Raw genomic sequence first — 21,908 nt, 5'->3', positions numbered from 1 at the left:
AGAGCCGTGGGCGGGAGTGCGTGGGGAGGAGACGGGAGGTGTGGGAACGGAACACCCCTCTGCTGCCACAGTGTCGCCTCTCGCCCCGTCACAGCGGGACTGCGAAATCGCGATGACCCGCTATGAAACAGGGCGAAACACTCAGTGCGGCGCGGCGGTTGTCGACCACCCGTTATCCGGCGGCGGGCCCGCCCGCCACCACGTACCGGCCCGGGCGATGGAGATCAGCGGCAGGGACGAAGGTGAACCCGGAGCCGTGCCGGCCGACGCGGCCGGCGGAAGGGGCCGCGAAGTGCGCGGGTGCCATCGCGGTTCCGGTGTCGGCCAGCCACTCCAGCGTCCACCTGCGGGTGCGCGCCGACAGTTCGGGGTCGACGCAGTACCGGGTGCTGGCGTCCGGATCCATCAACTGGAGTGGGTGGTGCAGGATGTCGCCGGTGAGCAGCAGTCGGGTCCGGGAGCCGGTGACCAGGACGGCCGTGTTGCCCGGGGTGTGACCCGGTGCCGGGCACAGCCGCACATGAGGGCCGAGCTCGGCGTCCAGGGGCGTCAGATCCAGCAGCCCCGCCTCGGCGACCGGCTCGATGCTGTCGGCCAGGTAGTCGCCGGTCCGGGTCATCGCCGCGGCCCCCGCCGCGGACCGCCAGTAGTCGTACTCCGGTGCGGTCAGAACGTGCCGGGCCTTCGGGAAGGCCGGTCGCCAGTGCCCGTCCGACCACCGCGTCGCCCATCCGACGTGGTCCACGTGCAGATGACTGAGGACGACCGTGGACACGTCGTCGGCGGACAGTCCGGTCGCTGCGAACCGCTGCCACCAGCCACTGTCCAGGCGGTCGAACTCCGGCCTGGCCCGGTGTTTCCCGTCGCCGACGCAGGCGTCGACCAGGATCCGCTCGTGCGGGGTGACGACCAGGAAGGCCTGCATGGCGAAGACCAGCCGTCCTTGCCCGGGTGCATACCAGGGCTCCTCGGCGGCCCAGCCGGAGGGCACGCCCGGGTGTCCGGGGAAGAACTCCACTGGATCGATGAGCAGCCGCGGTGTCTCCACGATCGGAACCACCGCAACGTCACCGAGATCGAACCAGCCGCTCATCGCGCCGTCACTTCCCGCTGCTTCCGCTCCGCGTCTTCGGTCCCGCCTGTCCGGTCGGCCGCGTGGGGCAGGCGCCACAGCACCGCCGCGCTCACGGCTGCCACCACCACCGGAATGGCGGTCAGCAGCACGATGTCGTCGCCGGGGAGCGAGAGCGCGAGCAGGACACTCGCCGCGGCCGGACCCACGATCGAGCCGACCCGGCCCAGAGCCGCGGCCCAGCCCACTCCGGCGGTCCTGGTGGCCGACGGGTACATCGCGACCGCGAGGGTCAGCTGACCGATCTGGCTGGCTGTGACACCCGCACCGGAACCGGCGAGCGCGAGCAGCAGCGCGGTGGGGTCCGTCCCGACCGTGGACGCGGCGACCATCGACACCGCGCCGATCGCCGGCATCACCATCAGGGCGAACGCGATCCCCTTACGGGCGGCCAGCAGGAGGAGCACGATTCCGCCGATGACTCCGCCGAAGCTCAGGAAGGCCAGGCCGATCGGGGCCTGCGAGGCGGAGAAGCCGTACCCGGTCAGCAATGTGGGCACCCAGGATTGGAGGGTGTAGCTGGCGATGAAGACCAGGAAGGCGAAGGTCCACAGCAGCAGGGTGGCGGCGCGCAGTCCGGGGGCGAACAGCGCGCCGACCCGTGCCTCGCGTGCGGCGGTCGCCGGGTCGTCGGCTCCGGGAGCGGGCGCTGTGCTGTCCGAGGCCACGGGCGCCGGTGCGGCCGGCAGCCGACGGGCCATCAGTGCGGCCAGCGGCAGCGGCAGTGCGCCGCCGATCCAGAACACCCCGGTGGTCCCGACCGACGCCAGCATGCTGCTGCCGAAGACACCGGCGACCGTCCCGCCGAAGGCGAGCCCGAGGGTGACCGTGACGGAGACCGACTGCCGTTGCCGGTCCGGGTGGTGCGCGGTGGCGAGGGAGACGGCGCCGGGCAGGACCACGCCGAGGCCGAGGCCCGTGACCAGCCTGACCGCGCTCAGCGCGGTCAGTGACTGCGCGGGCAGTACCAGGGCGGTGACCAGCGAGCCCGCGGCGAACAGTAGGGTCCCGGCGATCAGCATTCGCCGCAGGCCCAGCCGCACCGCGAGCGTGCCCGAAGCGAGGTAGCCGAGCACCACGCCGATGTTGGTCAGCACCACCGTTGGGGTGAAGTCGGCCGAGGTGACGCCCCACTGCTCGGCCAGTGAGGGCAGTACGAAGGAGAGCGACGCGGAGTCGAAACCGTCGAGCAGCACGGCGAGAAAGGCAAGTCCCACCACGTCGAAGCGCATCCCGCGGAGGCTCGCCAGGACGCCGCCGCGCCCGCTCCCCGTCGCCATACGCTCGCCGTCTCTCATCGGGAGCCTCCGAAGACGACCTGGTGCGCGGCCTCGAACAGCTCCGACTCCGGTTCGGCGAAGGCGGTGCCGGTGCCGATGTGGTCGGTCCCGGTCAGCGCCACGATCACCGGCGGCCGGCCCGCGTCGGTCAGGGCGTCGGCGAGCAGCCGACCCTGGCGGGTCAGCAGGAAGTCGTCGTCCGCCTTGCGGTTGGGCTCCGGATCCCCGAAGGAGACCACCACCCGCTCGGGGCCGCGGCTCACCCGCAGCGCGGGGCTGAGCCGTACGGCTTCCGTCGGGTGCTCGACCATGCCGCGCAGATCGGTGGGCGCGCTCATGCACACGGTGCCCGCCACCGGGCCGGGGGAGCTGTCGGTCAGCGTGACCATCGCGGCGAGGTGACCGCCCGCGGAGTGCCCGGCCACGGTGATGCGTTCCGGGTCACCCCCGTAACGGGCGGCGTTCGCGCGCGCCCACTCCACCGACAGCGCCGCGTCCGTGACCGCGTCGGCGATGGTGTGGCGCGGTTCGAGCCGGTAGCCGAAGGACATGAAGACCGCGCCGGCCTCCACCCAGGGGCCGGCGAGGTGGTCGTAGTAGGCCGGGTGGCCCTCGCGCCAGCGGCCGCCGTGGAAGTACACGATGACCGGGCGGTCCTGGGAGCCGTCGCCGGGCGGCCCGGGGTGGTAGACGTTCACCAACTGGTGAGCGTCGGAGCCGTATGTGAGGTCGATCTCGTGGGGCACCCGCGAGCGAAGTTCCTGGCGGCGGCGTGCGGCTTGCCGGTAGAAGCCCGGCCAGTCGGGGTGGTAGTCCTCCGGGCGCCGACAGGTGAAGAACTCGCTGGTGTCCGCCGGACGGACTGCTGGGGTTCCGGCCACTGCGCCTCCTCGTCATCGCCGGCGCCCTGACGGCTCCGGGTGTGCAGTGATCCGTATCTTCGCCAGGCCCGTGGCACCTCGGGTAATGCCTAGTTCGTCCGCACCTATCGCCAAACGGTCATACCGGAAGGTGCGTGCCCCGCCGGGCCCGGCTCCGTACGGCACCCGTGCCCGACCGTCCTCGGCGCTCGGCGCTGCCATGTCCGAGCAGCTATACCGGAAACCCAAATCGGCATTGGACGGGCATGGAAAGGCGCTCGTACGGTCCCCTCATGACTGACGATTCGCCAACCGAGATCGTTCAGCTCCGCAACTTCGTCGACGGGAACTTCGTCGAAGGTGCGGACACGTTCGACAAGATCAGCCCGGTCGACGGGGCCCGTGTCGCCGTGGTGCACGAGGCCGGGCAGGAGACGGTGGATGCCGCCGTACGGGCCGCGCGCCGGGCGTTCGACGGTCGCTGGGGCCGGTCCACGGACCAGCAGAGAGCCGCCCTGATGAGGCGGATCGCCGACGGGATCGAGGAGCGTTTCGAAGCGTTCGTGGACGCCGAGATCCGGGACACCGGCAAACCGGCGGCACAGGCCCGCGAACTGGACGTGGCCCGGGCGGCGGCGAACTTCCGGTCCTTCGCCGACACGATCGCCTCCGCGGGCCTCGATTCGTATCTGACCGACACGGCCGACGGCCGTCAGGCTCTCAACTACGCGGTGCGCAAGCCGCTCGGTGTCGTGGCTGTCATCGTGCCCTGGAACCTTCCGCTGCTGCTGCTCACGTGGAAGGTGGCACCGGCCCTGGCCTGCGGCAACGCCGTGGTGGTCAAGCCGTCCGAGGAGACCCCGTCGACGGCGACCCTGCTGGCGGAGGTCATCGCCGATGCGGGCGCGCCGAGCGGTGTGTACAACGTCGTCCACGGCTTCGGTCCCGGCTCGGCGGGTGAGTTCCTCACCCGGCACCCGGGGATCGACGGAGTCACCTTCACCGGAGAGTCCTCGACCGGGGCGATCATCATGAAGGAGGTCGCGCCGCGGGTGGTGCCCGTCTCCTTCGAACTGGGCGGCAAGAACGCGGCCGTCGTCTTCGACGACTCCCCGTTGGAGCGGACCCTCGACGGGCTGACCCGGTCGCTGTTCCTGAACACCGGCCAGGTCTGCCTGTGCACCGAGCGGGTCTACGTCCAGCGGGGCCTCTTCAACGAACTGGCGGCCGGGATCGCCGAGCGGGCCAGGGGACTGCGCCTGGGCCGCCCCTACGACCCCGGCACGACGACCGGCCCGCTGATCTCCCAGGGGCACCGGGCCAAGGTGCTGTCGTATCTCGACCTCGCCGTGAAGGAAGGGGCCGAGGTCCTCGCCGGGGGCGGTATACCCGACCTCGGCGCGGACCTGGCGCAGGGTGCCTGGATCGAACCGACGGTGTGGACCGGCCTGGACAACTCCTGTCGCACCGTCCGCGAGGAGGTCTTCGGTCCGGTCGCCGCGCTGATCCCCTTCGACACGGAGGAGGAGGCGATCGGCCTGGCGAACGACACCGACTATGGGCTGGCCGCCGCCGTGTGGACCAGTGATCTGAACCGGGCCCACCGGGTGGCACAGGCGATGGACGTCGGCCTCTCCTGGGTCAACACCTGGTATCTGCGCGATTTGCGCGCCCCCTTCGGCGGGACGGGCCGCTCCGGTATCGGACGCGAGGGCGGAAAGCACTCGCTGCACTTTTACACCGAGACGACGAATGTGTGCGTGGCACTGTGACCGAATCGACCTCCCCCCTCTCCCAGTACGCCACGGCTCTCGATGAGGCCGTCACCTCCAGGCGGGCGATCACGCAGCTGAGCCGGTCCGCCTCCCTCACCCTGGACGACGCCTACCACGTGCAGGCGCTCGGTTCTGAACTGCGGGCGGCCCGCGGTGACCGTGTCGTCGGTGTGAAGCTGGGGTTCACCAGTAAGGCCAAGGCGCTGCAGATGGGCGTCTCCGATGTCATCTTCGGCCGGCTGTACGCGAGCGGCGAGTACGCCGACGGTGGCAGCGTCGCCATGGAGGACTTCATCCACCCTCGCGTCGAGCCGGAGGTCGCCTTCCGTCTCGGTGCACGGTTCGACGCGCGCGCCTTGGCCGAACCGGAGGCCGAACTGCGGGCCGCCATCGACGCGATCGCCCCCGGTCTGGAGATCATCGACAGCCGCTACGCGAACTTCCAGTTCTCGCTCACCGACGTCGTCGCCGACAACACCTCGGCGGCCGGGTTCGTGACCGGCGCCTGGCAGCCGGTCGATCTCACCTCCACCGAGGTCCGGTTCGACGACCGGCCGGTGACGCTGGAGATCGACGGCGCGGCCGCGGCGACCGGGAGCACCAGCGACATCCTCGGTGACCCGGTCCTCGCCCTGCCCGCGATCGCACGCATGGCCGTGGCTCAAGGGGTCGTCCTGCCCGCCGGTTCCGTGCTGCTGGCCGGCGCGGCGACCGCCGCGGTCGCCCTCCCAGGCGGGGTCACGGTCAGCGCGGCCGTCCCCGGACTCGGCTCCGTCCGGGTCACCACCACCGGCACAGCCACGGAGGAGCGATGAACGGCGAGTCCCTCGTGGCCGAAGGAAACGACACGTCCCTCGTGGTCGAAGGGAAGGCCACCCCGCGTGGCCGATTTCCGCACGTCAAGGTCGTCGGTGACCTGGTGTTCGTCTCCGGGACCAGCAGCCGCCGCCCCGACAACACCTTCGCCGGGGCCAGCGCCGACGGGATGGGGGTGACGGACCTCGACATCGAGGCGCAGACCCGGGCCGTGATCGAGAACATCCGCGACGTCCTCGACGCCGTGGACTGCACCCTCGACGACCTGGTCCAGGTCACCGCCTACCTGGTCAGCATGAACGACTTCGGCGGCTACAACCGCGTATGGGCCGAGTACTTCGACGCCTCTGGCCCCACGCGGACCACCGTCGCGGTCCATCAGCTTCCCCACCCGCATCTGCTCATCGAGATCCAGGCCGTCGCCGTGCGCCGGCCCGGCCATGCCGCCAAGGAGAACTCATGACGTCGTCACTGCCTGCGGTCTTCAACTTCCCGCAGTGGCTCTCCGAGAACGAGGACCTGCTGAAGCCTCCGGTCAACAACAAGGCGATGTGGGACACCAGCGGTGACTTCATCGTGCAGATCGTCGGCGGCCCCAATCAGCGGCTCGACTTCCACTTCGACCCGTTCGAGGAGTACTTCTACCAGGTCAAGGGCAACATGCATGTCAACGTGATCACCGAGGAGGGTCCGCAGCGCGTGGACATCCGCGAAGGCGACATGTGGCTGCTGCCCGGCAACACCTGGCACTCACCACAGCGTCCGGAGGAAGGATCCATCGGCATCGTGGTGGAGCGCGTCCGCCCCGAGGGGACCACGGAGCAGTTCGGCTGGTTCTGCCTGGAGTGCGGCACGAAGGTGCATTCGGTGGAGTTGCAGGTGCGGGACATCGTCGCCGACTTGCCTCCGGTGTTCGAAGCCTTTCACGCGTCCGTCGAGCAGCGCACGTGCGGAAACTGCGGCACGCTGCACCCCGGTAAGGGCTGATCCAGTGTCCGATGTCATCGACATACACACCCACTACGTCCCCGCCGCCTGGCCCGACCTCGGTCCCGGCCGGCCCTGGCTGCGGGTGGAGTCCGAACGCCAGGCGATGATCATGGTGGGGGAGACCGAGTTCCGGCCCATCGAATCCAACTGCTGGGACGTATCGGCCCGACTTGCCGACATGGCGGCCGACGGGGTGCAGGCCCAGGTGGTGTCTCCCACACCACTGTTCTTCGGGTACGACCTGAGCGGTGCCGAGGCGGTCAAGGTCTGCCGGATCTTCAACGATCTCGCCCTGGAGATCTGCGCGCCTGACCGGGAGCGGTTCATTCCGTTCGCCCAGGTGCCGTTGCAGGACCCCGACGCGGCCTGCCGCGAGCTCGACCGCTGCCTGGACGCCGGACATGTGGGGGTGGAGATCGGCAACCACGTCGGCGACCAGGACCTCGACGCGGAAGGCGTCGTCACCTTCCTTCAGCACGCGGCCTCGCGCGGCGCGCCGGTCTTCGTGCATCCCTGGGACATGCCCACCTCCCCGCGGTTGGAACGCTGGATGGCGCGGTGGCTGACCGGGATGCCGGCGGAGACCCACCTCTCCGTGCTCGCCATGATCCTCGGCGGAGTATTCGACCGGGTGCCGGACTCGCTGCGGATCTGTTTCGCGCACGGCGGCGGATCGTTCGCGTTCTGGCTGGGGCGCCTGGAGAACGCCTGGTATCGCCGCTCGGACCTCATCGCCACCTCGCAGTTGCCGCCCTCGGCCTACCGCGGCCGGTTCAGCGTGGACAGCGTCGTCTTCGACCCCGTGGCTCTGCGCACGCTGGTCGATACCCTCGGCGCGGACCACGTGATGCTGGGCAGCGACTACCCCTACCCGCTGGGCGAACGGCCCGTCGGCCAGGTACTCCGGAAGGCCGACTTCCTCAGCGCCGCGGAGCGCGAGGCGATCGCCGGCGGCAACGCGCTGCGCTGGGTCGGGCGCGTGCCTGCCGATCGCTGACCGCGAACCGGCCCTCCGAAGGTGAAACTCCAGCCGAGTGTCATCCGCTCGGTGGGGACCGGCGGGCCCTGGTACCCGTGCCATCACGGCCAGGGTCCGCCATTCCACTGCTCGAACAAGCCCGTCGGCGGGCATTCGGACCAGGCTCCACCAGCGGGTATGTCCATGGCGATGCACAGAGCCGTGCGGTTATGCCTCAGGACAGGAGGCGGTCTACCGTTCTCGTATGGAAATACCGCGGATGTTGGACGGGCGGCTGAAATTCCGCCATCTCCTCCTCGTCGAGGCGCTCTCCGGCCAGGGGAGCGTGGTCGGCGCCGCGGCCGCGCTCCATGTCACCCAGCCCGTGGTCACCCGCAGCCTCCAGGATCTCGAACGCATCCTTGGCGTCACCCTCTATGAACGCGGCCCGCGGGGGATCCAGCCCACCGAGTTCGGTGACGCTTTCACTCAGTACGCGCGCTTGGCGCTGGCCCAGATGAACCAGGCGAGCCGGCATCTCCAGGAGATAGCCGACGCCACGCGTGGCCACGTGGTCATCGGCACCCATCTCGCGGGCTCCAACCTCCTGCTGCCGCGGGCCATCGCCCACCTCAAGCAAGACCGTCCCGCCCTGAGGATCGTCGTGCGCGAAGCGACGCCGGAGGCGCTGCTCGAAGACCTCGTCGCAGGCAAGATCGACTTCATCATCGGCCGCCTGGCGACGGTCCCCCCGGAGGGGACGATCCAGCAGACGCTGCACGCGGAGACCATCCGCGTGATCGCGCGCAGCGGGCACCCGCTCGCGGCACGCCCCCAGATCCCGCTCGACGAGTTGATCGCCTACCCGTGGGCCCTGCCGGGGGTGGAGACGGCGCTGCGCACGGAACTCGAGGAGTTCTTCCACCGCAACGACTGCTCGCTGCCCCCCAACCGCGTCGAGACGACCGCGTTCCTCACTATCCGTCAGCTTCTCGTGGAGACCGACATGGTGGCCGCGCTACCGGAACTCATCGGCGCGAGCGACCCTCGGCTCACCGCACTGCCGATCTCGCTCGACCTCGTCGGCGCACGCGTCGGGATCACCCTCGCGGCCGGACGCCGTCTGAGCCCGGCCTCGGAGGCCATGATCCAGTCGCTCGTCACCGTCGCGGACTCTGTGCACCCGCTGCCGGCTCAATCCGACTGAGTTCCGGCCGCGCGGAGGGGTCGTGAGGCTCGTCTCTCCCGGAGTCGGCCGACCAAAGGCAGGCGGCGAAGGTGACGGCATGGCACCAGCCGGCAGACCAATCGCGACCGATACGGCGCCCACGTCGACGCGGTGCTCGCCCGCCCCGACGACTCCTACCCGAGCATCTACACCGGCACCTGTGCGGTCGGCGACGTGTGGACCGACAGCGGCTACATGATCGGCCTCGGCGGGTTGGATCCGGCCACGCCGCTGTCGTCGATCGCCGAGCTGCTGCACCGGAGCGGTTCCGGCTACGAAGTCCCGACGCAGCACGACGTCGTCGACGCTGCTCACGCGGGGCATCCGACTGACGGGCAGCGAGATCCGCAGCAACGTGGTGCGGCCACTACCCTGCCGAGCACTTTCAGCCGGTGCCCAGGCCCGGCACGGTGCCAGCCGCACCGAGACTTCCTGCGGGTTACACAAGTCACGTTGGACCACTACGCGCACTTCATGCCCGAGGCCGGCAATAGGGGGCGGGGTGCCATCGACGCTCTGTTCGGAGGTGGGGAGAGCGGCGACGTCGTCAGCGGCCGAAACTCCCCAGAAACTCCCCAGGGGGGTTCAGGGCGGATCGCCAGGTCGGAGGGCCTTGTCGGTCCGTCGTGATTCCTAAGGTCAGACGGGCGTATAGCCTGGGGAAATGCTGACAGAAGTCATCGCGACTCGCTATGTGACTCCCCTGCGGGAGGGCGGGTCGCTGCCGGGCATCGTCGAGGCCGACGATCTGGGCACCTACGTCATGAAGTTCACCGGCGCCGGACAGGGCCGCAAGACCCTCGTCGCCGAGGTGGTATGCGGTCAGCTGGGCCGGCGGCTGGGGCTGCGGGTCCCGGACCTGGTGCGGATCCAGCTGGATCCGGTGATCGGCCTGGGCGAACCGGACCAGGAGGTGCAGGAGCTGCTCAAGGCCAGTGGCGGGCTCAACCTGGGCATGGACTACCTCCCCGGCTCGCTCGGCTTCGACCCGCTCGCCTTCGAGGTGGGCGCGGAGGAGGCCGGCCGGGTGGTGTGGTTCGACGCGCTCGTCGGCAATGTGGACCGCTCCTGGCGCAACCCCAACATGCTGGTGTGGCACGGACAGCTGTGGCTCATCGACCACGGCGCCACGCTGATCTGGCACCACGGCTGGCGCGGGCTGGACAAGGCGGCCGGCAAGCCGTACGACGCCTCCGACCACGTCCTCGCGCCGTTCGCGCCGGACATCGCCGCGGCCACCGAGGCCCTGGCACCGCTGATCACCGAGGAGCTGCTCACCGAGGTGGTGGCGGACGTCCCCGACGAATGGCTGACCGACGAGCCGGGCTTCGACGGCCCGGACGCGGTGCGCCGCGCCTATGTCGAGGTGCTGCTGGAGCGGGCGGCCACGGTCGGGACGAGGATCACGCTCGGGGAGCGCACCGGTGAGGCGCCGTCGCAGGCGCCGGAGTGGCTGCGGGTGTGGGTCGAGGGAAAGGCGTCGAAGTGAGTGGGTTCCAGGGCGGCCGGGACGTCTTCGAATACGCCGTGCTGCGGGTCGTGCCCCGGGTCGAGCGCGGCGAGCAGATCAACGCGGGCGTCGTCGTCTACTGCCGCGCCACGTCCTTCGTGGCGGCCCGGGTCCATCTGGACGAGAACCGGCTGCGCGCCCTCGACCCCTCGGCGGACGTGCCGGCAGTACGGGCCGCGCTGCGTGCCGTGGAGTGCGTCTGCGGCGGGGGAGAGCAGGCCGGGCAGGCGGCGGGGGAGGACGCGGGGCGGCGCTTCCGCTGGCTCGTCGCACCGCGCTCCACGGTCGTCCAGCCGGGCCCGGTGCACACGGGTCTGACGGCGGACCCGGCGGCGGAGGTCGATCGGTTGCTCGACCTCCTGGTGCGCTGAACGGCCGGGGCCGGTGCGCTGAACGGTCAAGGTGAGGAAGGGCATCACGGCGGGTCGTTGACAGGCGGTGGCGGGCCTCATAGCGTCTCGTGCGCAGAAGAGACTAAGCGGTTGCTCACTCCCGGAGCGGGGCGGTGGGCATCGAGGCGAGGGAGAACCCGCATGTCCACCACCGAGCAGCGTGTTGCCATCGTGACGGGCGCGGCCCGCGGCATCGGCGCGGCGACCGCCGTGCGCCTGGCCGAGGAGGGCCGCGTCGTGGCCGTGCTCGACCTCGACGAGGGGTCCTGCGCGGGCACCGTGGAGAAGATCACCGAGGCGGGCGGCAAGGCCATCGCCGTGGGCTGCGACGTATCGGACGCCGAGCAGGTCGACGCCGCCGTCGCGCGGGTCGTCGAGGAGCTCGGCGCGCCGACGATCCTGGTCAACAACGCGGGTGTGCTCCGCGACAACCTGCTCTTCAAGATGAGCGACTCCGACTGGGACACGGTGCTGAACGTGCATCTGCGGGGCGCGTTCCTGATGTCGCGCGCCTGTCAGAAGCACATGGTGGACGCCGGGTTCGGCCGGATCGTCAACCTCTCCAGCAGCTCCGCGCTGGGCAACCGCGGCCAGGTCAACTACTCCGCGGCCAAGGCCGGGATGCAGGGCTTCACCAAGACCCTCGCCATCGAGCTCGGCAAGTTCGGCATCACCGCCAACGCCGTGGCACCCGGCTTCATCGCCACCGACATGACCGCCGCGACCGCCGAGCGCGTCGGCATGGGCTTCGAGGACTTCCAGAAGGCGGCCGCGAGCCAGATCCCGGTGCAGCGGGTCGGGGTGCCCGCCGACGTCGCCCACGCGATCGCCTTCTTCACCGGCGAGGCGGCCGGTTTCGTCTCCGGCCAGGTCATGTACGTGGCCGGCGGCCCGCTCAACTGATCAGGAGTCACACACCACATGACCGCTCAGATACCGGACAGCGGGAAGACCGCGCTCATCACCGGGGCCAGCCGGGGGATCGGCTACGCCATCGCCGAGGCCATGGTGGCCCGCGGCGACCGGGTGTGCATCACCGGGCGCAACGAGGACGCGCTCAAGGAGGCCGTGCGGCGGCTCGGCGCCGACCGCGCCGTCTATGCCGTCGGCAAGGCCCATGACCAGGCACATCAGGCGGCCGCCGTCGAGCGGACGATGGAGGCGTTCGGACGGATCGACCACCTGGTCAACAACGCCGGCACCAACCCGGTCTACTCGCCCATCGCCGATCTCGACCTGGATGTGATCCGTAAGGTCTTCGAGACCAATGTCGTCTCGGCCCTGGCCTTCGCCCAGCTGACCTGGAAGGCATGGCAGAAGGAGAACGGCGGCACCATCGTCAACATGGCGTCGATCGCCGGAATGTCCCCCTCGCCGTTCATAGCGGCGTACGGCGTCAGCAAGGCCGCCCTGGTCAACCTCACGGTGCAGCTCGCCCATGAGTTCGCCCCGCGGGTGCGGGTCAACGCCATCTCCCCGGCGGTGGTGAAGACCAAGTTCGCCACCGCCCTGTACGAGGGGCGGGAGGAGGAGGCCGCCGCGGCCTATCCGCTGAAGCGGCTCGGCGTACCGGACGACATCGCGGGCGCGGCCGCGTTCCTCACCTCCGACCAGGCGGCGTGGATCACCGGCCAGACGCTCGTGGTGGACGGCGGCGTCCTCCTGGGCGCGGGACTCGGCTGACCGGCGCCCGGTCCGGTCCCGCGCCGTGGGCGCCGCCGGACCGGGCACGGTCCGCGTGCGGCGCTGTCAGTGGCCGCCGGTAGGTTCTGTGCCCTGGACGTACTACCGACCGGAGGTTGACGACGTGCCCTATGTGCTGCCCGAGTCCTGGCGCGGGGTCCTCGGCGAGGAGCTGGAGAAGCCCTATTTCAAGGAGCTCACCGAGTTCGTCGAGGAGGAGCGGGCCAAGGGGCCGGTGTACCCGCCCCGCGAGGAGGTGTTCGCCGCCCTGGAGGCCACGCCGTTCGACCAGGTGAAGGTGCTCGTCCTCGGGCAGGACCCGTACCACGGCGAGGGCCAGGGCCACGGTCTGTGCTTCTCGGTGCGGCCGGGCGTCAAGACCCCGCCGTCGCTGCGGAACATCTTCAAGGAGATGAAGGAGGAGCTCGGCCACCCGGTGCCCGACAACGGCTATCTGATGCCGTGGGCGCAGCAGGGCGTGCTGCTGCTCAACGCGGTGCTGACGGTCCGGGGCGGCGAGGCCAACTCCCACAAGAGCAAGGGATGGGAGAAGTTCACCGACGCGGTGATCCGCGCGGTGGCCTCGCGCCCCGATCCGGCCGTCTTCGTGCTCTGGGGGAACTACGCCCAGAAGAAGCTGCCGCTGATCGACGAGTCGCGGCACGCGGTGGTGAAGGGGGCGCACCCGTCCCCGCTGTCGGCGAAGAAGTTCTTCGGCTCGCGCCCCTTCACCCAGATCGACCAGGCGGTCAAGGCCCAGGGGCACACCCCGATCGACTGGCGGATCCCGGACCTCGGCGCCTGACCGGGGCCGGTCAGGAGACCGGCTGGAGCGTGTAGTCGAAGCTGTAGGGGATCTCGGTCTCCCCGCGCACGGCCGAGAAGGTGCCCGATCCGGTGAGCCCGGCCAGCTCGCCGGTGCCGGACCCGGGCACCACCTCGAAGGCGCAGTGGACGGTGGCGTCCTCGCCCCAGCTGCCGTGCTGCACCACGACGAAGCTGCCCGCGCGGCCGTCCAGGGTGCCGGTCAGCAGCTCGTAGCCGCAGCAGACGCCGGTCTTCTCGGACAGATAGGTGATCGCGTAAGTGCAGGTGGTGCGCGACGCCTCGATGCCGCCCGAGAAGCTGTTCGTCACCACGGCGTGGGCCGCCTTCGCGCCGCCCTCGGCCTCCCCGAGGGCCGTCTCCTTCCAGTCGGCGTAGGTGAAGTGGCCGGCGGTGTGCGTCGTCATAAGGGGTCCTTTCCGGAAGCCGGGTCGGCGATGGCCCCCACTCTGACCGCCATACCTGACATCTTTTGTCAGGTACCGGAATCACCATGGACCGCATGCGTGCCGACCGCCTTCTCTCGCTGCTCCTGCTGCTGCAGAACCGGGGCCGGATGACCGCGCCCGAGATCGCCGCCGAGCTGGAGGTCTCGGTGCGCACCGTCTACCGCGATGTGGAAGCGCTCGGCGCGTCCGGTGTGCCGGTCTACGCCGAGCGGGGCCCGGCCGGGGGCTTTTCGCTGCTCGACGGCTACCGCACCCGGCTGACCGGGCTCACCGGCGACGAGGCGGACTCGCTCTTCCTCGCCGGGACGCCGGGGGCGGCCGCCGAACTGGGCCTGGGCGCCGACCTCACCACGGCCCAGCTCAAGCTGCGGGCCGCGCTTCCGGCGGAGCTGGGCGAGCGGTCCCGCCGTATCCAGGAGCGCTTCCACCTCGACGCGCCCGGCTGGTTCCGGGACGCCGAGCCGGTGCCCCATCTGGCGGCGGCCGCCGAGGCCGTATGGGAGCGGCGGGTCCTGCGGGTGCGCTACCGCCGCTGGCGCGGAGAGGTGCGGCGGGAGCTGTATCCGCTGGGCCTCGTCCTCAAGGGCGGCATCTGGTACCTGGTGGCGCGGGTCGAGGACAGCGTGCGCAGCTACCGGGTGGCGCGGATCCTGGACGCCGAGGTGCTGGCGGAGGTCTTCGAGCGGCCCGCCGGGTTCGACCTCGCCGCCCACTGGGCGGAGTCGTCCCGCCGGCTGGAGGACATGCGCTTCCAGGGCGAGGCCGAACTGCTGCTGTCGGAGCGCGGAGTGAAACTGCTCCCGGTGCAGTTCGGGGCGGTGGGCGCGCAGGCGGCGGCCGCGGCGGGCCCGCCCGACGACCAGGGGCGGGTGCGAGTCGTCCTGCCCGTGGAGTCGCTGCCGGTCGCGGTCCACGACATGCTGCGGCTGGGCACCGACGCCGAGGTGCTGGGGCCGCCCGAGCTGCGGTCGGCCGTCGCCCGCGCCGTCGCCGAACTGGCCCGCCGCTACGGCGCGCCCCCCGACGCCGGCGCGCCCCCGCCGGCCCACGACACGCCGGGCGCGGCGGGCGCCAACGGCGCGTGATCGGCGGGACACCCCCTAGCGTCTCCCCAAAGACGGGAGGCCGTGATGACGGAAGCGCAGCGGGAGGCGCCGGAGGGCGATGCCGTACTGACCCGGATCGGGCAGGCGGTCATGCTGCACCGGGGCGGGGACCGCGAGGAGGCGCGCAATCGCCTCGCCGCGCTGTGGCGGGAGATCGAACGGGACGGCGCCCCCTTCCACCGCTGCGCCCTCGCCCACTATCTGGCCGACACCCAGGACGATCCGCTCGACGAGCTGATCTGGGACCTGCGGGCGCTCGCCGCCGCCGACGGGCTCACCGGGGCCCTGGCGCCACGGGCGTTCCTCCCCTCCCTCCACCTCAACGTGGCCGCCGGCTACCTGAGGCTCGGCCAGGAACGGGCGGCCCGCGATCAGTTGGCGCTGGCGCGGGCGACCGCCGGTGCGCTCGGCGAGGATCCGTACGGCGACGGGGTACGGGCGGCCATCGCGCGGCTGACGCTGACGCTGGAGGGTGCCGCCGAGGACCAGGACGGGCCGGGAACCTAGTCGCCGGTGGCGCCGTCGATCCGTTCGCGCAGCAGGTCGGCGTGGCCGTTGTGGCGGGCGTACTCCTCGATCATGTGCAGATAGATCCAGCGCAGGCTGTAGTCGCCGCGGTCGGGGCGGGTGACGACATCGTCCAGGGAGCGGCCCGCGGCGGCCTCCTTGGCCTTGGCGATCTCCTCCCGCCAGGTGGCGAAGGCGTCCTGCGCGGTGTCGCCGTCGGTGACGTGGAAGTCCCCGTCCGGGTCCGCCTCGCCGTACCAGATCGGCGGGGCGTCCTCCTGGGCGAGCACCCGCCGGAACCAGCTCCGCTCGACCTCGGCCATGTGCCGTACCAGCCCGAGCAGGGTCAGCCCGGACGGCGGCGCGGACGCCGTACGCAGCTGTGCGTCGTCCAGCCCCTCGCACTTGAGGGCGAGGGTCGCGCGGTGGAAGTCCAGCCACCCCTCCAGGCTGGTGCGTTCATCGGCGGTCCGGGGCGCTTGAAGGCGTTCTGCGGTCGTCATGGCGGTCATGATGGCGGTGCGGCCACCCGGCCCGCCACGCGTTTTATCCGTCGCCCAGCATCCCGCGCAGCAGCTCCTCGACGCGCAGCGCCGCGCGGTCCGGTACGGCGTCGTGGTCGGCGCGCGCGGCGCAGCCGAACATCAGCCCCTCGCACCAGGCGACCAGCGACCGCGCGTGCCGCCGGGGCTCGGCGGAACCCAGCGCCGTCATCATCTCCTCGAGCGGCTCCCGGAAGCCGCGTCCGGTCGCGTCGTAGAACTCCCGCAGCTCCGGGCGGCGGGTTCGCCTCCAGCGCGAGCTCATAGCGGGCGATCAGCAGATCGCGCCGGGCAGTGAGCGAGCGGTGCAGGGCGAGCGAGAGCGCGTCGGCCGGACCGGCGACCGGATCGGTCCCGTCCGGCGCCGCCCCGGCGGGGCGCGGCATCTCGTCGGGCGTCAGCACCTCCGCCTCCCGCTGGGCCAGCCGCCGGACCGCCGCCTTCAGCAGGGCGGCGCGGGTCCGGGCGTGGTGCGAGGTCGAGCCGAGCGGAAGCCCGGCCGCCTCGTCCACCGCCCGGTGCGTCAGCCCCCGCATCCCGCGCTCGGCCAGCAGCGCCAGGGCGGTGTCGGCGACCAGCTCGGCCCGGGAGGCGCCGGACGCGGAGGTGCCGGATGCGGAGGCGGCGGTTCGATCAGCGGTCACGGGGCCGACCCAAGCCCATCCATCACTCCCACTACGGCTGTAGTGACCTGGGGCATCGCCGATGGGCGGCCGCCCGTCCGCACGTATCCTTCGGAGGCACGGCGGAAGGCATGACCAGCGGCGCACGAGGAGGCACCACGGATATGAGGGTCGGCTGCGTAGGGCTCGGCGACATCGCGCGGAAGGCGTATCTGCCCGTGCTCATGGCCCGCCCCGGGCTGGAGCCGCATCTGCACACCCGCACCCCGGCCACTCTCCAGCAGGTCGCCGACACCTACCGCGTCCCGGAGGCCCAGCGCCATGCCGACCTCGACTCGCTGCTCGCGGCCGGGCTCGACGCGGCCTTCGTGCACGCCCCTACCGGCGCCCACGCCGACCTCGTCACCCGGCTGATCGAGGCCGGGGTGCCGACCTACGTCGACAAGCCGCTCGCGTACCACCTCGCCGACAGCGAGCGGATCGTGCGGCTCGCCGAGGAGCGCGGGGTGAGCCTGATGGTCGGCTTCAACCGGCGTTACGCCCCCGGCTACGCGCAGTGCCTGGACCATCCGCGCGATCTGATACTGCTCCAGAAGAACCGCGTCGGCCTCCCCGAGGACCCGCGCACCCTCGTCCTCGACGACTTCATCCACGTCGTCGACACCCTGCGCTTCCTCGCGCCGGGTCCGGTGGACCACATCGACGTGCGCGCCAGGATCCGTGACGGGCTGATGCACCACGTGCTGGTGCAGCTGTCCGGGGACGGGTTCACCGCGCTCGGCGTGATGAACCGGATGAGCGGTTCCACCGAGGAGGTCCTGGAGGTCTCCGGCCAGGACACCAAGCGGCAGGTGGTCAACCTCGCCGAGGTCGTCGACCACAAGGGCCAGCCGAGTGTGCGCCGCCGGGGCGACTGGGTGCCGGTGGCGCGGCAGCGCGGGATCGAGCAGATCACCGACGCCTTCCTGGACGCGGTGCGTGACGGGCGGCGGATCGGCGCCGAGGACGCGCTGCTCACCCATGAGCTGTGCGAACGGGTTGTCAGGGACGCCCTGGAGTCGGCCGGTCCGATGGCCGGTCCGTCCGCCGGTCCGACGGCCCGCTCGACGGTCCGCCCGTTCTCCGGTCCGCCCGCCGGCTGAGCGCCCGGCGCCCCTCGGCCGCGCAGAACACGGCGAGCGCCGCCATCGCCCCGTACACCGGCCAGGGCCCGATCCGCACATACGGGCTCGTGCCCTGCCCCAGCGGCACCGTGTAGACGGTGGCCGCGCTGGTGTCGGTGGACATCCGGGGTCCCACCGGTTCGCCGCGCGGTCCGAACACCGCGCTCTGGCCGGTCAGCGTGGCGTGCACCATCGGCCGCCAGGTCTCGGCGGCGCGCAGCGCGGCCAGCGAGGCGTGCTGCTCGGGCGCCCAGCTCCCCTGGAAGGTCGAGGTCGAGGACTGGACGACCAGCATCCGCGCCCCGTCCCGCACCAGGGCCCGGCTCATGTCCGGGAACGCCGACTCGAAGCACACCAGCGGGCCGATCCGCAGGCCGTCCGGCAGCCTCATCACCACCTGCCCGGTGCCCCGGTGGCGGTCCTCACCGGCCGCCTTGCCCACCGAGGTGGCCCAGCCCAGCAGCGGCCGGGCCGGGATGTACTCCCCGAAGGGGACCAGCCGCATCTTGTCGTAGCGCTGCCCCGTCGGCCCGTCCGGTCCGATCAGCACCGAGCTCTTGTAGATCCCGGGCCGGTCGCCGCGCCGCGCGTCCACGTTGACCAGCAGATCCGCGCCGACCGTCCGGGACAGTCCGGCCAGCCGCCGGCTCAGCTCCGGATGGGTGGTCAGGTCCCGCCCGACGCTGCTCTCACCCCACACCACCAGGTCGACATGGCGGCCGGCCAGCTGCCGGGTCAGCTCCGCGCTGCGTTCGAAGCGCGGCCCCGGCCCCTGGATGACGCCCGGCTGCACCACCGCGATCCGCGCCGTCCCGGGCTCCTTGGCCTGTGGCGCCCACGCCCACGCCCACGCCCCGGCCGCCGCCGCGCCGCACGCGGTGAGCCCGGCCAGTGCCACCGCGCGGGCGCGGGCCACCGCGATCAGCACGCACACCGTGACATTCACCATGACCAGCAGGAAGCCCAGCAGCCATACCCCGCCCACCGAGGCCAGCCGCAGCGCGGGCGCCACCTGCCACTGGCTCGCCCCCAGCAGCCCCCACGGTCCGCCGAGGTACTGCCAGGACCGGACGAGCTCGGCCATCAGCCATACGGACGGCAGCAGCACCAGCGCCGCCGCCACCCGCCCGGGACCCGGGCGGCCGTGCAGCAGCCGGTGCGTCAGCCACCCCCAGGGCGCCCAGCACAGCCCCAGCAGCAGCGCCAGGACCACGATGAACACATGCAGGCTCGGCATCAGCCAGTGGTGCACCGCGAGCAGGAACCCGGCGCCGCCCAGCCAGCCGTCCAGCAGGGCCCGGCGGCCGGTGGGCGCCGAACGCGCCAGCAGCAGCCAGGGCACCAGGGCGACATACGCCCACCACCACAGCGAGGGCTCGGGGAAGGCCGGTGCGGGCAGCGCGCCCGTCGCCAGCGCCATCCCACCGCGCCACCACGGGGAGGCGAGCCGCCGCCTCCACGGGCCCCCGCCGCCGACCGGCCTCCGCACTCCGGACACTCCCCTCCCGTTGGCACAGGGCCAGTGTGCGGCAGCCGGCCGATCATGAACAGGGCGGGGATGCGCCGGGGCGCGCTTCATACCGGTTCCGGGAGGTCTTGTTCGGCCCAGATGAGCTTGCCGCCCTCGGTGTAGCGGGTGCCCCAGCGGTGGGCCAGCTGGGCGACGAGGAACAGCCCGCGGCCGCCCTCGTCGGTGGTGCGGGGGTGGCGCAGCCGCGGTGAGGTGCTGCTGGTGTCGGCGACCTCGCAGATCAGCACCTCGTGCCGGATCAGCCGCAGCCGGATGGGGCCGGTGCCATGGCGGATGGCGTTGGTGACCAGCTCGCTGACGATCAGTTCCGTGGTCGTCGCCAGGTCCTCCAGACCCCACTCGGCGAGCCGGCGGACCGCCAGGGAGCGGGCTCCGGCCACGACGGCCGGATCGGAGGGCAGGTCCCAGGAGACGACGTGTCCGCTGTCCAGGCCGTGCGTACGGGCCAGCAGCAGGGCCACGTCGTCGGACTGCGGGGAGGTCAGCAGGGCGTCGACGACCGTGGAGCACAGCTCCTCCAGCGGACGCGCCGACTGGCGCAGCGCGTTGCTCAGCCGGCCCAGACCGACGTCGATGTCCTGGTCGCAGCCCTCGATGAGCCCGTCGGTGTAGAGGGCGATCAGGCTTCCGTCGGGCAGCTCCAGCTCCGCCGACTCGAACGGCAGCGACCCGAGGCCCAGCGGGGGACCCGCGGGCAGCGGCGGGAAGGAGACCTCGCCCGAGGGGTCCACGACCGCGGGGGTCGGGTGCCCCGCCCGCGCCATCGTGCACCGCTGGGTGACCGGGTCGTAGACCGCGTACAGACAGGTGGCGCCCAGCACCGCGGCCGCCACGCCCTCCTGCCCGGCCTCCTCCTCGGTGAGCCGGATGACCAGGTCGTCGAGGTGGGCCAGCAACTCATCGGGCGGCAGGTCCATATCGGCGAGCGTGTGCACGGCGGTCCGCAGCCGCCCCATGGTCGCCGCGGCGGTGATGCCGTGTCCGACCACATCGCCGACCACCAGCGCCACCCGGGCGCCGGACAGCGGGATCACGTCGAACCAGTCGCCGCCGACCCCGTTGCGCGCGTCCGTGGGGAGATAGCGCGAGGCCACCTCGAGGGCCTGGCCGCCGGACAGGGCGTGCGGCAGCAGACTGCGCTGGAGGGCCAGCGCGGCGGCGTGCTCACGGCTGTAGCGGCGGGCGTTGTCGACGCACAGCGCGGCCCGCGCGACCAGCTCCTCGGCGAGCAGCAGATCGTCCTCCTCGAACGGGTCCGGGTGCCGGGAGCGGACGAACGAGGCCACGCCCAGGAGGGCGCCGCGCGCCCCGATCGGCGTCACCATCAGCGAGTGCATCCCGAACTCGCGCAGCTTCGCCGTCCGCGCCGGATCGTCGCCGGACCACGCGTCGATGGAGACGCCCATCACCGGGTCGAGCAGCGGTTCCCCGGAGAAGTAGCAGCGGGCGAGCGGGGACGAGGGGAAGACCGCGATCGGTTCTCCGGGCGCCGCGATGGACTCCGGGCACCCCTCCCGGATCGATGCCTGACCGGCGCGGCGGAACGCGGGCAGGGTCTCGCCCGAGGGCTTGGCGGGCTCCTCGCCGCGCAGGACGTCCTCCACCAGATCGACGGTGACGAAGTCGGCGAGCCGCTCCACCGCGAAGTCGGCCAGCTCCTGGGCGGTGCGCAGCACGTCCAGGGTGCCGCCGATGCGCGCGCCGGCCTCGTTGAGCAGCGCCAGCCGCTCCCGGGCCCGCCAGCGGTCGGTGACGTCGATGGCCATGTAACACACGCCCACCGGCCGGCCCTCGGCGTTGTCCAGCCGGAAGAACGAGGTCGAGTACGCGTGCTCGCTGCCCGGTTCGGCCATCGTCCAGCCCCGGTACTCGTAGTCGATCACCGGCTCACCGGTCTCCAGCGCCTGCCGCATCCGCGCTTCGATCGCCTCGGTGTCCAGCCCCGGCAGGAAGTCCCCCATCCGGCTCCCCAGCCGCTCCGCCCGCGGCACCCCTCCGTAGCGCTCCAGCGTGTCGTTGATCCACACGTACCGCAGATCCGGGCTCAGCACGGCCATCCCGATCGGCGACCGGGTGAGGAACGCCTGGAGCAGCGAGCCGCTGAGCGCCCAGCTCGGGATGGAGCCCACATCGACCCCGGAGACCAGCCAGGAGGTCTCGCCGTCCGGATCGCGCATCGCGGAGATCCGCAGCCCCATGTCGATCCGCCGGCCGTCCCGGTGCCGGACCTGCCCCAGACCGCCCCAGCCGCCGTGTGCCCGGCACCACGCGCCGATCGCCTCGGCCTTCGCCGCGTCCTCCGGCGCCGCCAGCAGCACCCTGGCCGGCTGCTTGACCATCTCCGCCGCCGGATAGCCGAGGAGCCGCTCCGCCGCCGGGGTCCAGCCGGTGATGATCCCCTCGGCGTCGACCAGCACTGTCGCCGCATCCGCCATGTCGAAGGGGACATGGGTCTCGGCCGGCGCGATTCCCTGGGGGATGACCCTCACCCCCGTCCCAACTGCGGATACATTTCTCTCCATCCTATGACTTACGGTG

At 71.7% G+C, this 21,908-nt stretch carries 22 protein-coding genes and 1 pseudogene; 15 read left to right on the top strand and 8 right to left on the bottom strand.

Translation table 11 applies throughout. From position 1 onward, the window contains the following. Nucleotides 1–172: 172 nt before the first annotated feature. Genes N6H00_RS05910 through N6H00_RS05900 form a run of 3 tightly spaced genes read right to left on the bottom strand, consistent with a single transcriptional unit; the run spans nt 173 to nt 3,293 of the window. On the bottom strand, nt 173–1,093 hold the full coding sequence (locus N6H00_RS05910) for an MBL fold metallo-hydrolase (protein ID WP_268970501.1): 921 nt from the start codon (nt 1,091–1,093) through the stop codon (nt 173–175). Next, nucleotides 1,090–2,430, bottom strand: coding sequence for an MFS transporter (locus N6H00_RS05905; protein ID WP_268970500.1), 1,341 nt, complete (start codon nt 2,428–2,430; stop codon nt 1,090–1,092). The genes N6H00_RS05910 and N6H00_RS05905 overlap by 4 nt, the downstream gene beginning before the upstream one ends. After that, on the bottom strand, nt 2,427–3,293 hold the full coding sequence (locus N6H00_RS05900; protein ID WP_268970499.1) for an alpha/beta hydrolase: 867 nt from the start codon (nt 3,291–3,293) through the stop codon (nt 2,427–2,429). The genes N6H00_RS05905 and N6H00_RS05900 overlap by 4 nt, the downstream gene beginning before the upstream one ends. 272 nt (nt 3,294–3,565) lie before the next feature. On the opposite strand from N6H00_RS05900, the gene N6H00_RS05895 reads away from it, so the two are divergent. From N6H00_RS05895 to ung, 12 genes are all read left to right on the top strand, one after another. Then, on the top strand, nt 3,566–5,044 hold the full coding sequence (locus tag N6H00_RS05895; RefSeq protein ID WP_268970498.1) for a 2-hydroxymuconic semialdehyde dehydrogenase: 1,479 nt from the start codon (nt 3,566–3,568) through the stop codon (nt 5,042–5,044). Further along, nucleotides 5,041–5,862: a 2-keto-4-pentenoate hydratase gene (locus N6H00_RS05890; RefSeq protein WP_268970497.1), complete on the top strand. Its 822-nt coding sequence runs from the start codon at nt 5,041–5,043 to the stop codon at nt 5,860–5,862. Before N6H00_RS05895 ends, N6H00_RS05890 begins: the two co-directional genes overlap by 4 nt. Further along, a complete protein-coding gene (locus N6H00_RS05885) occupies nt 5,859–6,326 on the top strand; it encodes a RidA family protein (RefSeq protein WP_268970496.1) in 468 nt (155 codons plus the stop codon). Before N6H00_RS05890 ends, N6H00_RS05885 begins: the two co-directional genes overlap by 4 nt. Beyond that, complete coding sequence (locus tag N6H00_RS05880) at nt 6,323–6,850, top strand: 3-hydroxyanthranilate 3,4-dioxygenase (RefSeq protein ID WP_268970495.1); 528 nt, start codon at nt 6,323–6,325, stop codon at nt 6,848–6,850. Before N6H00_RS05885 ends, N6H00_RS05880 begins: the two co-directional genes overlap by 4 nt. A gap of 4 nt (nt 6,851–6,854) precedes the next feature. Then, entirely contained in the window at nt 6,855–7,850 is a 996-nt protein-coding gene (locus N6H00_RS05875; RefSeq protein ID WP_268970494.1) for an amidohydrolase family protein, read from the top strand. Between the two features lie 226 nt (nt 7,851–8,076). Continuing rightward, on the top strand, nt 8,077–9,018 hold the full coding sequence (locus N6H00_RS05870; RefSeq protein ID WP_268970493.1) for a LysR substrate-binding domain-containing protein: 942 nt from the start codon (nt 8,077–8,079) through the stop codon (nt 9,016–9,018). 132 nt (nt 9,019–9,150) lie between these two features. Further along, the gene (locus N6H00_RS05865) at nt 9,151–9,669 is read left to right on the top strand and encodes a hypothetical protein (RefSeq protein ID WP_268970492.1); all 519 of its coding nucleotides are present in this window, start codon (nt 9,151–9,153) and stop codon (nt 9,667–9,669) included. A 34-nt stretch (nt 9,670–9,703) separates the two neighbouring features. Beyond that, on the top strand, nt 9,704–10,528 hold the full coding sequence (locus N6H00_RS05860) for a HipA family kinase (protein ID WP_268970491.1): 825 nt from the start codon (nt 9,704–9,706) through the stop codon (nt 10,526–10,528). Further along, nucleotides 10,525–10,920, top strand: coding sequence for a DUF3037 domain-containing protein (locus tag N6H00_RS05855; RefSeq protein ID WP_268970490.1), 396 nt, complete (start codon nt 10,525–10,527; stop codon nt 10,918–10,920). Before N6H00_RS05860 ends, N6H00_RS05855 begins: the two co-directional genes overlap by 4 nt. Before the next feature lie 162 nt (nt 10,921–11,082). Further along, nucleotides 11,083–11,844, top strand: coding sequence for a 3-oxoacyl-ACP reductase FabG (gene fabG, locus N6H00_RS05850; protein ID WP_268970489.1), 762 nt, complete (start codon nt 11,083–11,085; stop codon nt 11,842–11,844). Nucleotides 11,845–11,862: 18 nt separating this feature from the next. Then, nucleotides 11,863–12,624 (top strand): SDR family oxidoreductase, encoded by a 762-nt coding sequence (locus N6H00_RS05845; protein ID WP_268970488.1) that lies wholly within the window; start codon nt 11,863–11,865, stop codon nt 12,622–12,624. 124 nt (nt 12,625–12,748) lie between these two features. Continuing rightward, nucleotides 12,749–13,429, top strand: coding sequence for a uracil-DNA glycosylase (gene ung, locus N6H00_RS05840; protein ID WP_268970487.1), 681 nt, complete (start codon nt 12,749–12,751; stop codon nt 13,427–13,429). 10 nt (nt 13,430–13,439) lie between these two features. On the opposite strand, the gene N6H00_RS05835 is transcribed toward ung, so the two are convergent. Beyond that, on the bottom strand, nt 13,440–13,856 hold the full coding sequence (locus tag N6H00_RS05835; protein WP_268970486.1) for a DUF3224 domain-containing protein: 417 nt from the start codon (nt 13,854–13,856) through the stop codon (nt 13,440–13,442). A 95-nt stretch (nt 13,857–13,951) separates the two neighbouring features. Here N6H00_RS05835 and N6H00_RS05830 point away from each other — a divergent pair, with 95 nt between their 5' ends. Together N6H00_RS05830 and N6H00_RS05825 are read left to right on the top strand one after the other, a co-directional pair. Further along, nucleotides 13,952–14,983, top strand: a complete 1,032-nt coding sequence (locus tag N6H00_RS05830) for a helix-turn-helix transcriptional regulator (protein ID WP_443072903.1) — start codon at nt 13,952–13,954, stop codon at nt 14,981–14,983. Nucleotides 14,984–15,028: 45 nt separating this feature from the next. Then, nucleotides 15,029–15,511 carry a hypothetical protein gene (locus N6H00_RS05825; protein ID WP_268970484.1) on the top strand — a complete coding sequence of 161 codons (483 nt, stop codon included), beginning with the start codon at nt 15,029–15,031 and terminating at the stop codon, nt 15,509–15,511. Here the strand turns inward: N6H00_RS05825 and N6H00_RS05820 are convergent. Both N6H00_RS05820 and N6H00_RS05815 read right to left on the bottom strand, forming a co-directional pair. Next, entirely contained in the window at nt 15,508–16,014 is a 507-nt protein-coding gene (locus N6H00_RS05820; protein ID WP_268970483.1) for a DinB family protein, read from the bottom strand. The two genes, N6H00_RS05825 and N6H00_RS05820, sit on opposite strands and share 4 nt — an antisense overlap. Nucleotides 16,015–16,057: 43 nt before the next feature. Beyond that, nucleotides 16,058–16,697: pseudogene (locus N6H00_RS05815) on the bottom strand (TetR/AcrR family transcriptional regulator). A gap of 143 nt (nt 16,698–16,840) precedes the next feature. Here N6H00_RS05815 and N6H00_RS05810 point away from each other — a divergent pair. Next, on the top strand, nt 16,841–17,818 hold the full coding sequence (locus tag N6H00_RS05810; protein ID WP_268970482.1) for a Gfo/Idh/MocA family protein: 978 nt from the start codon (nt 16,841–16,843) through the stop codon (nt 17,816–17,818). Here N6H00_RS05810 and lnt read toward each other — a convergent pair. After that, nucleotides 17,718–19,259, bottom strand: a complete 1,542-nt coding sequence (gene lnt / locus N6H00_RS05805) for an apolipoprotein N-acyltransferase (protein ID WP_268970481.1) — start codon at nt 19,257–19,259, stop codon at nt 17,718–17,720. The genes N6H00_RS05810 and lnt overlap by 101 nt on opposite strands. Before the next feature lie 155 nt (nt 19,260–19,414). Next, nucleotides 19,415–21,892 (bottom strand): SpoIIE family protein phosphatase, encoded by a 2,478-nt coding sequence (locus N6H00_RS05800; protein WP_443072902.1) that lies wholly within the window; start codon nt 21,890–21,892, stop codon nt 19,415–19,417. Nucleotides 21,893–21,908: the final 16 nt, after the last annotated feature.

The organism is Streptomyces sp. S465 (assembly GCF_026898115.1).
Classification (GTDB): Bacteria; Actinomycetota; Actinomycetes; order Streptomycetales; family Streptomycetaceae; genus Streptomyces; species Streptomyces luomodiensis.
Note: the sequence above shows the minus strand (reverse complement) of the source record. Positions and strands in the feature narration are given on the sequence as shown.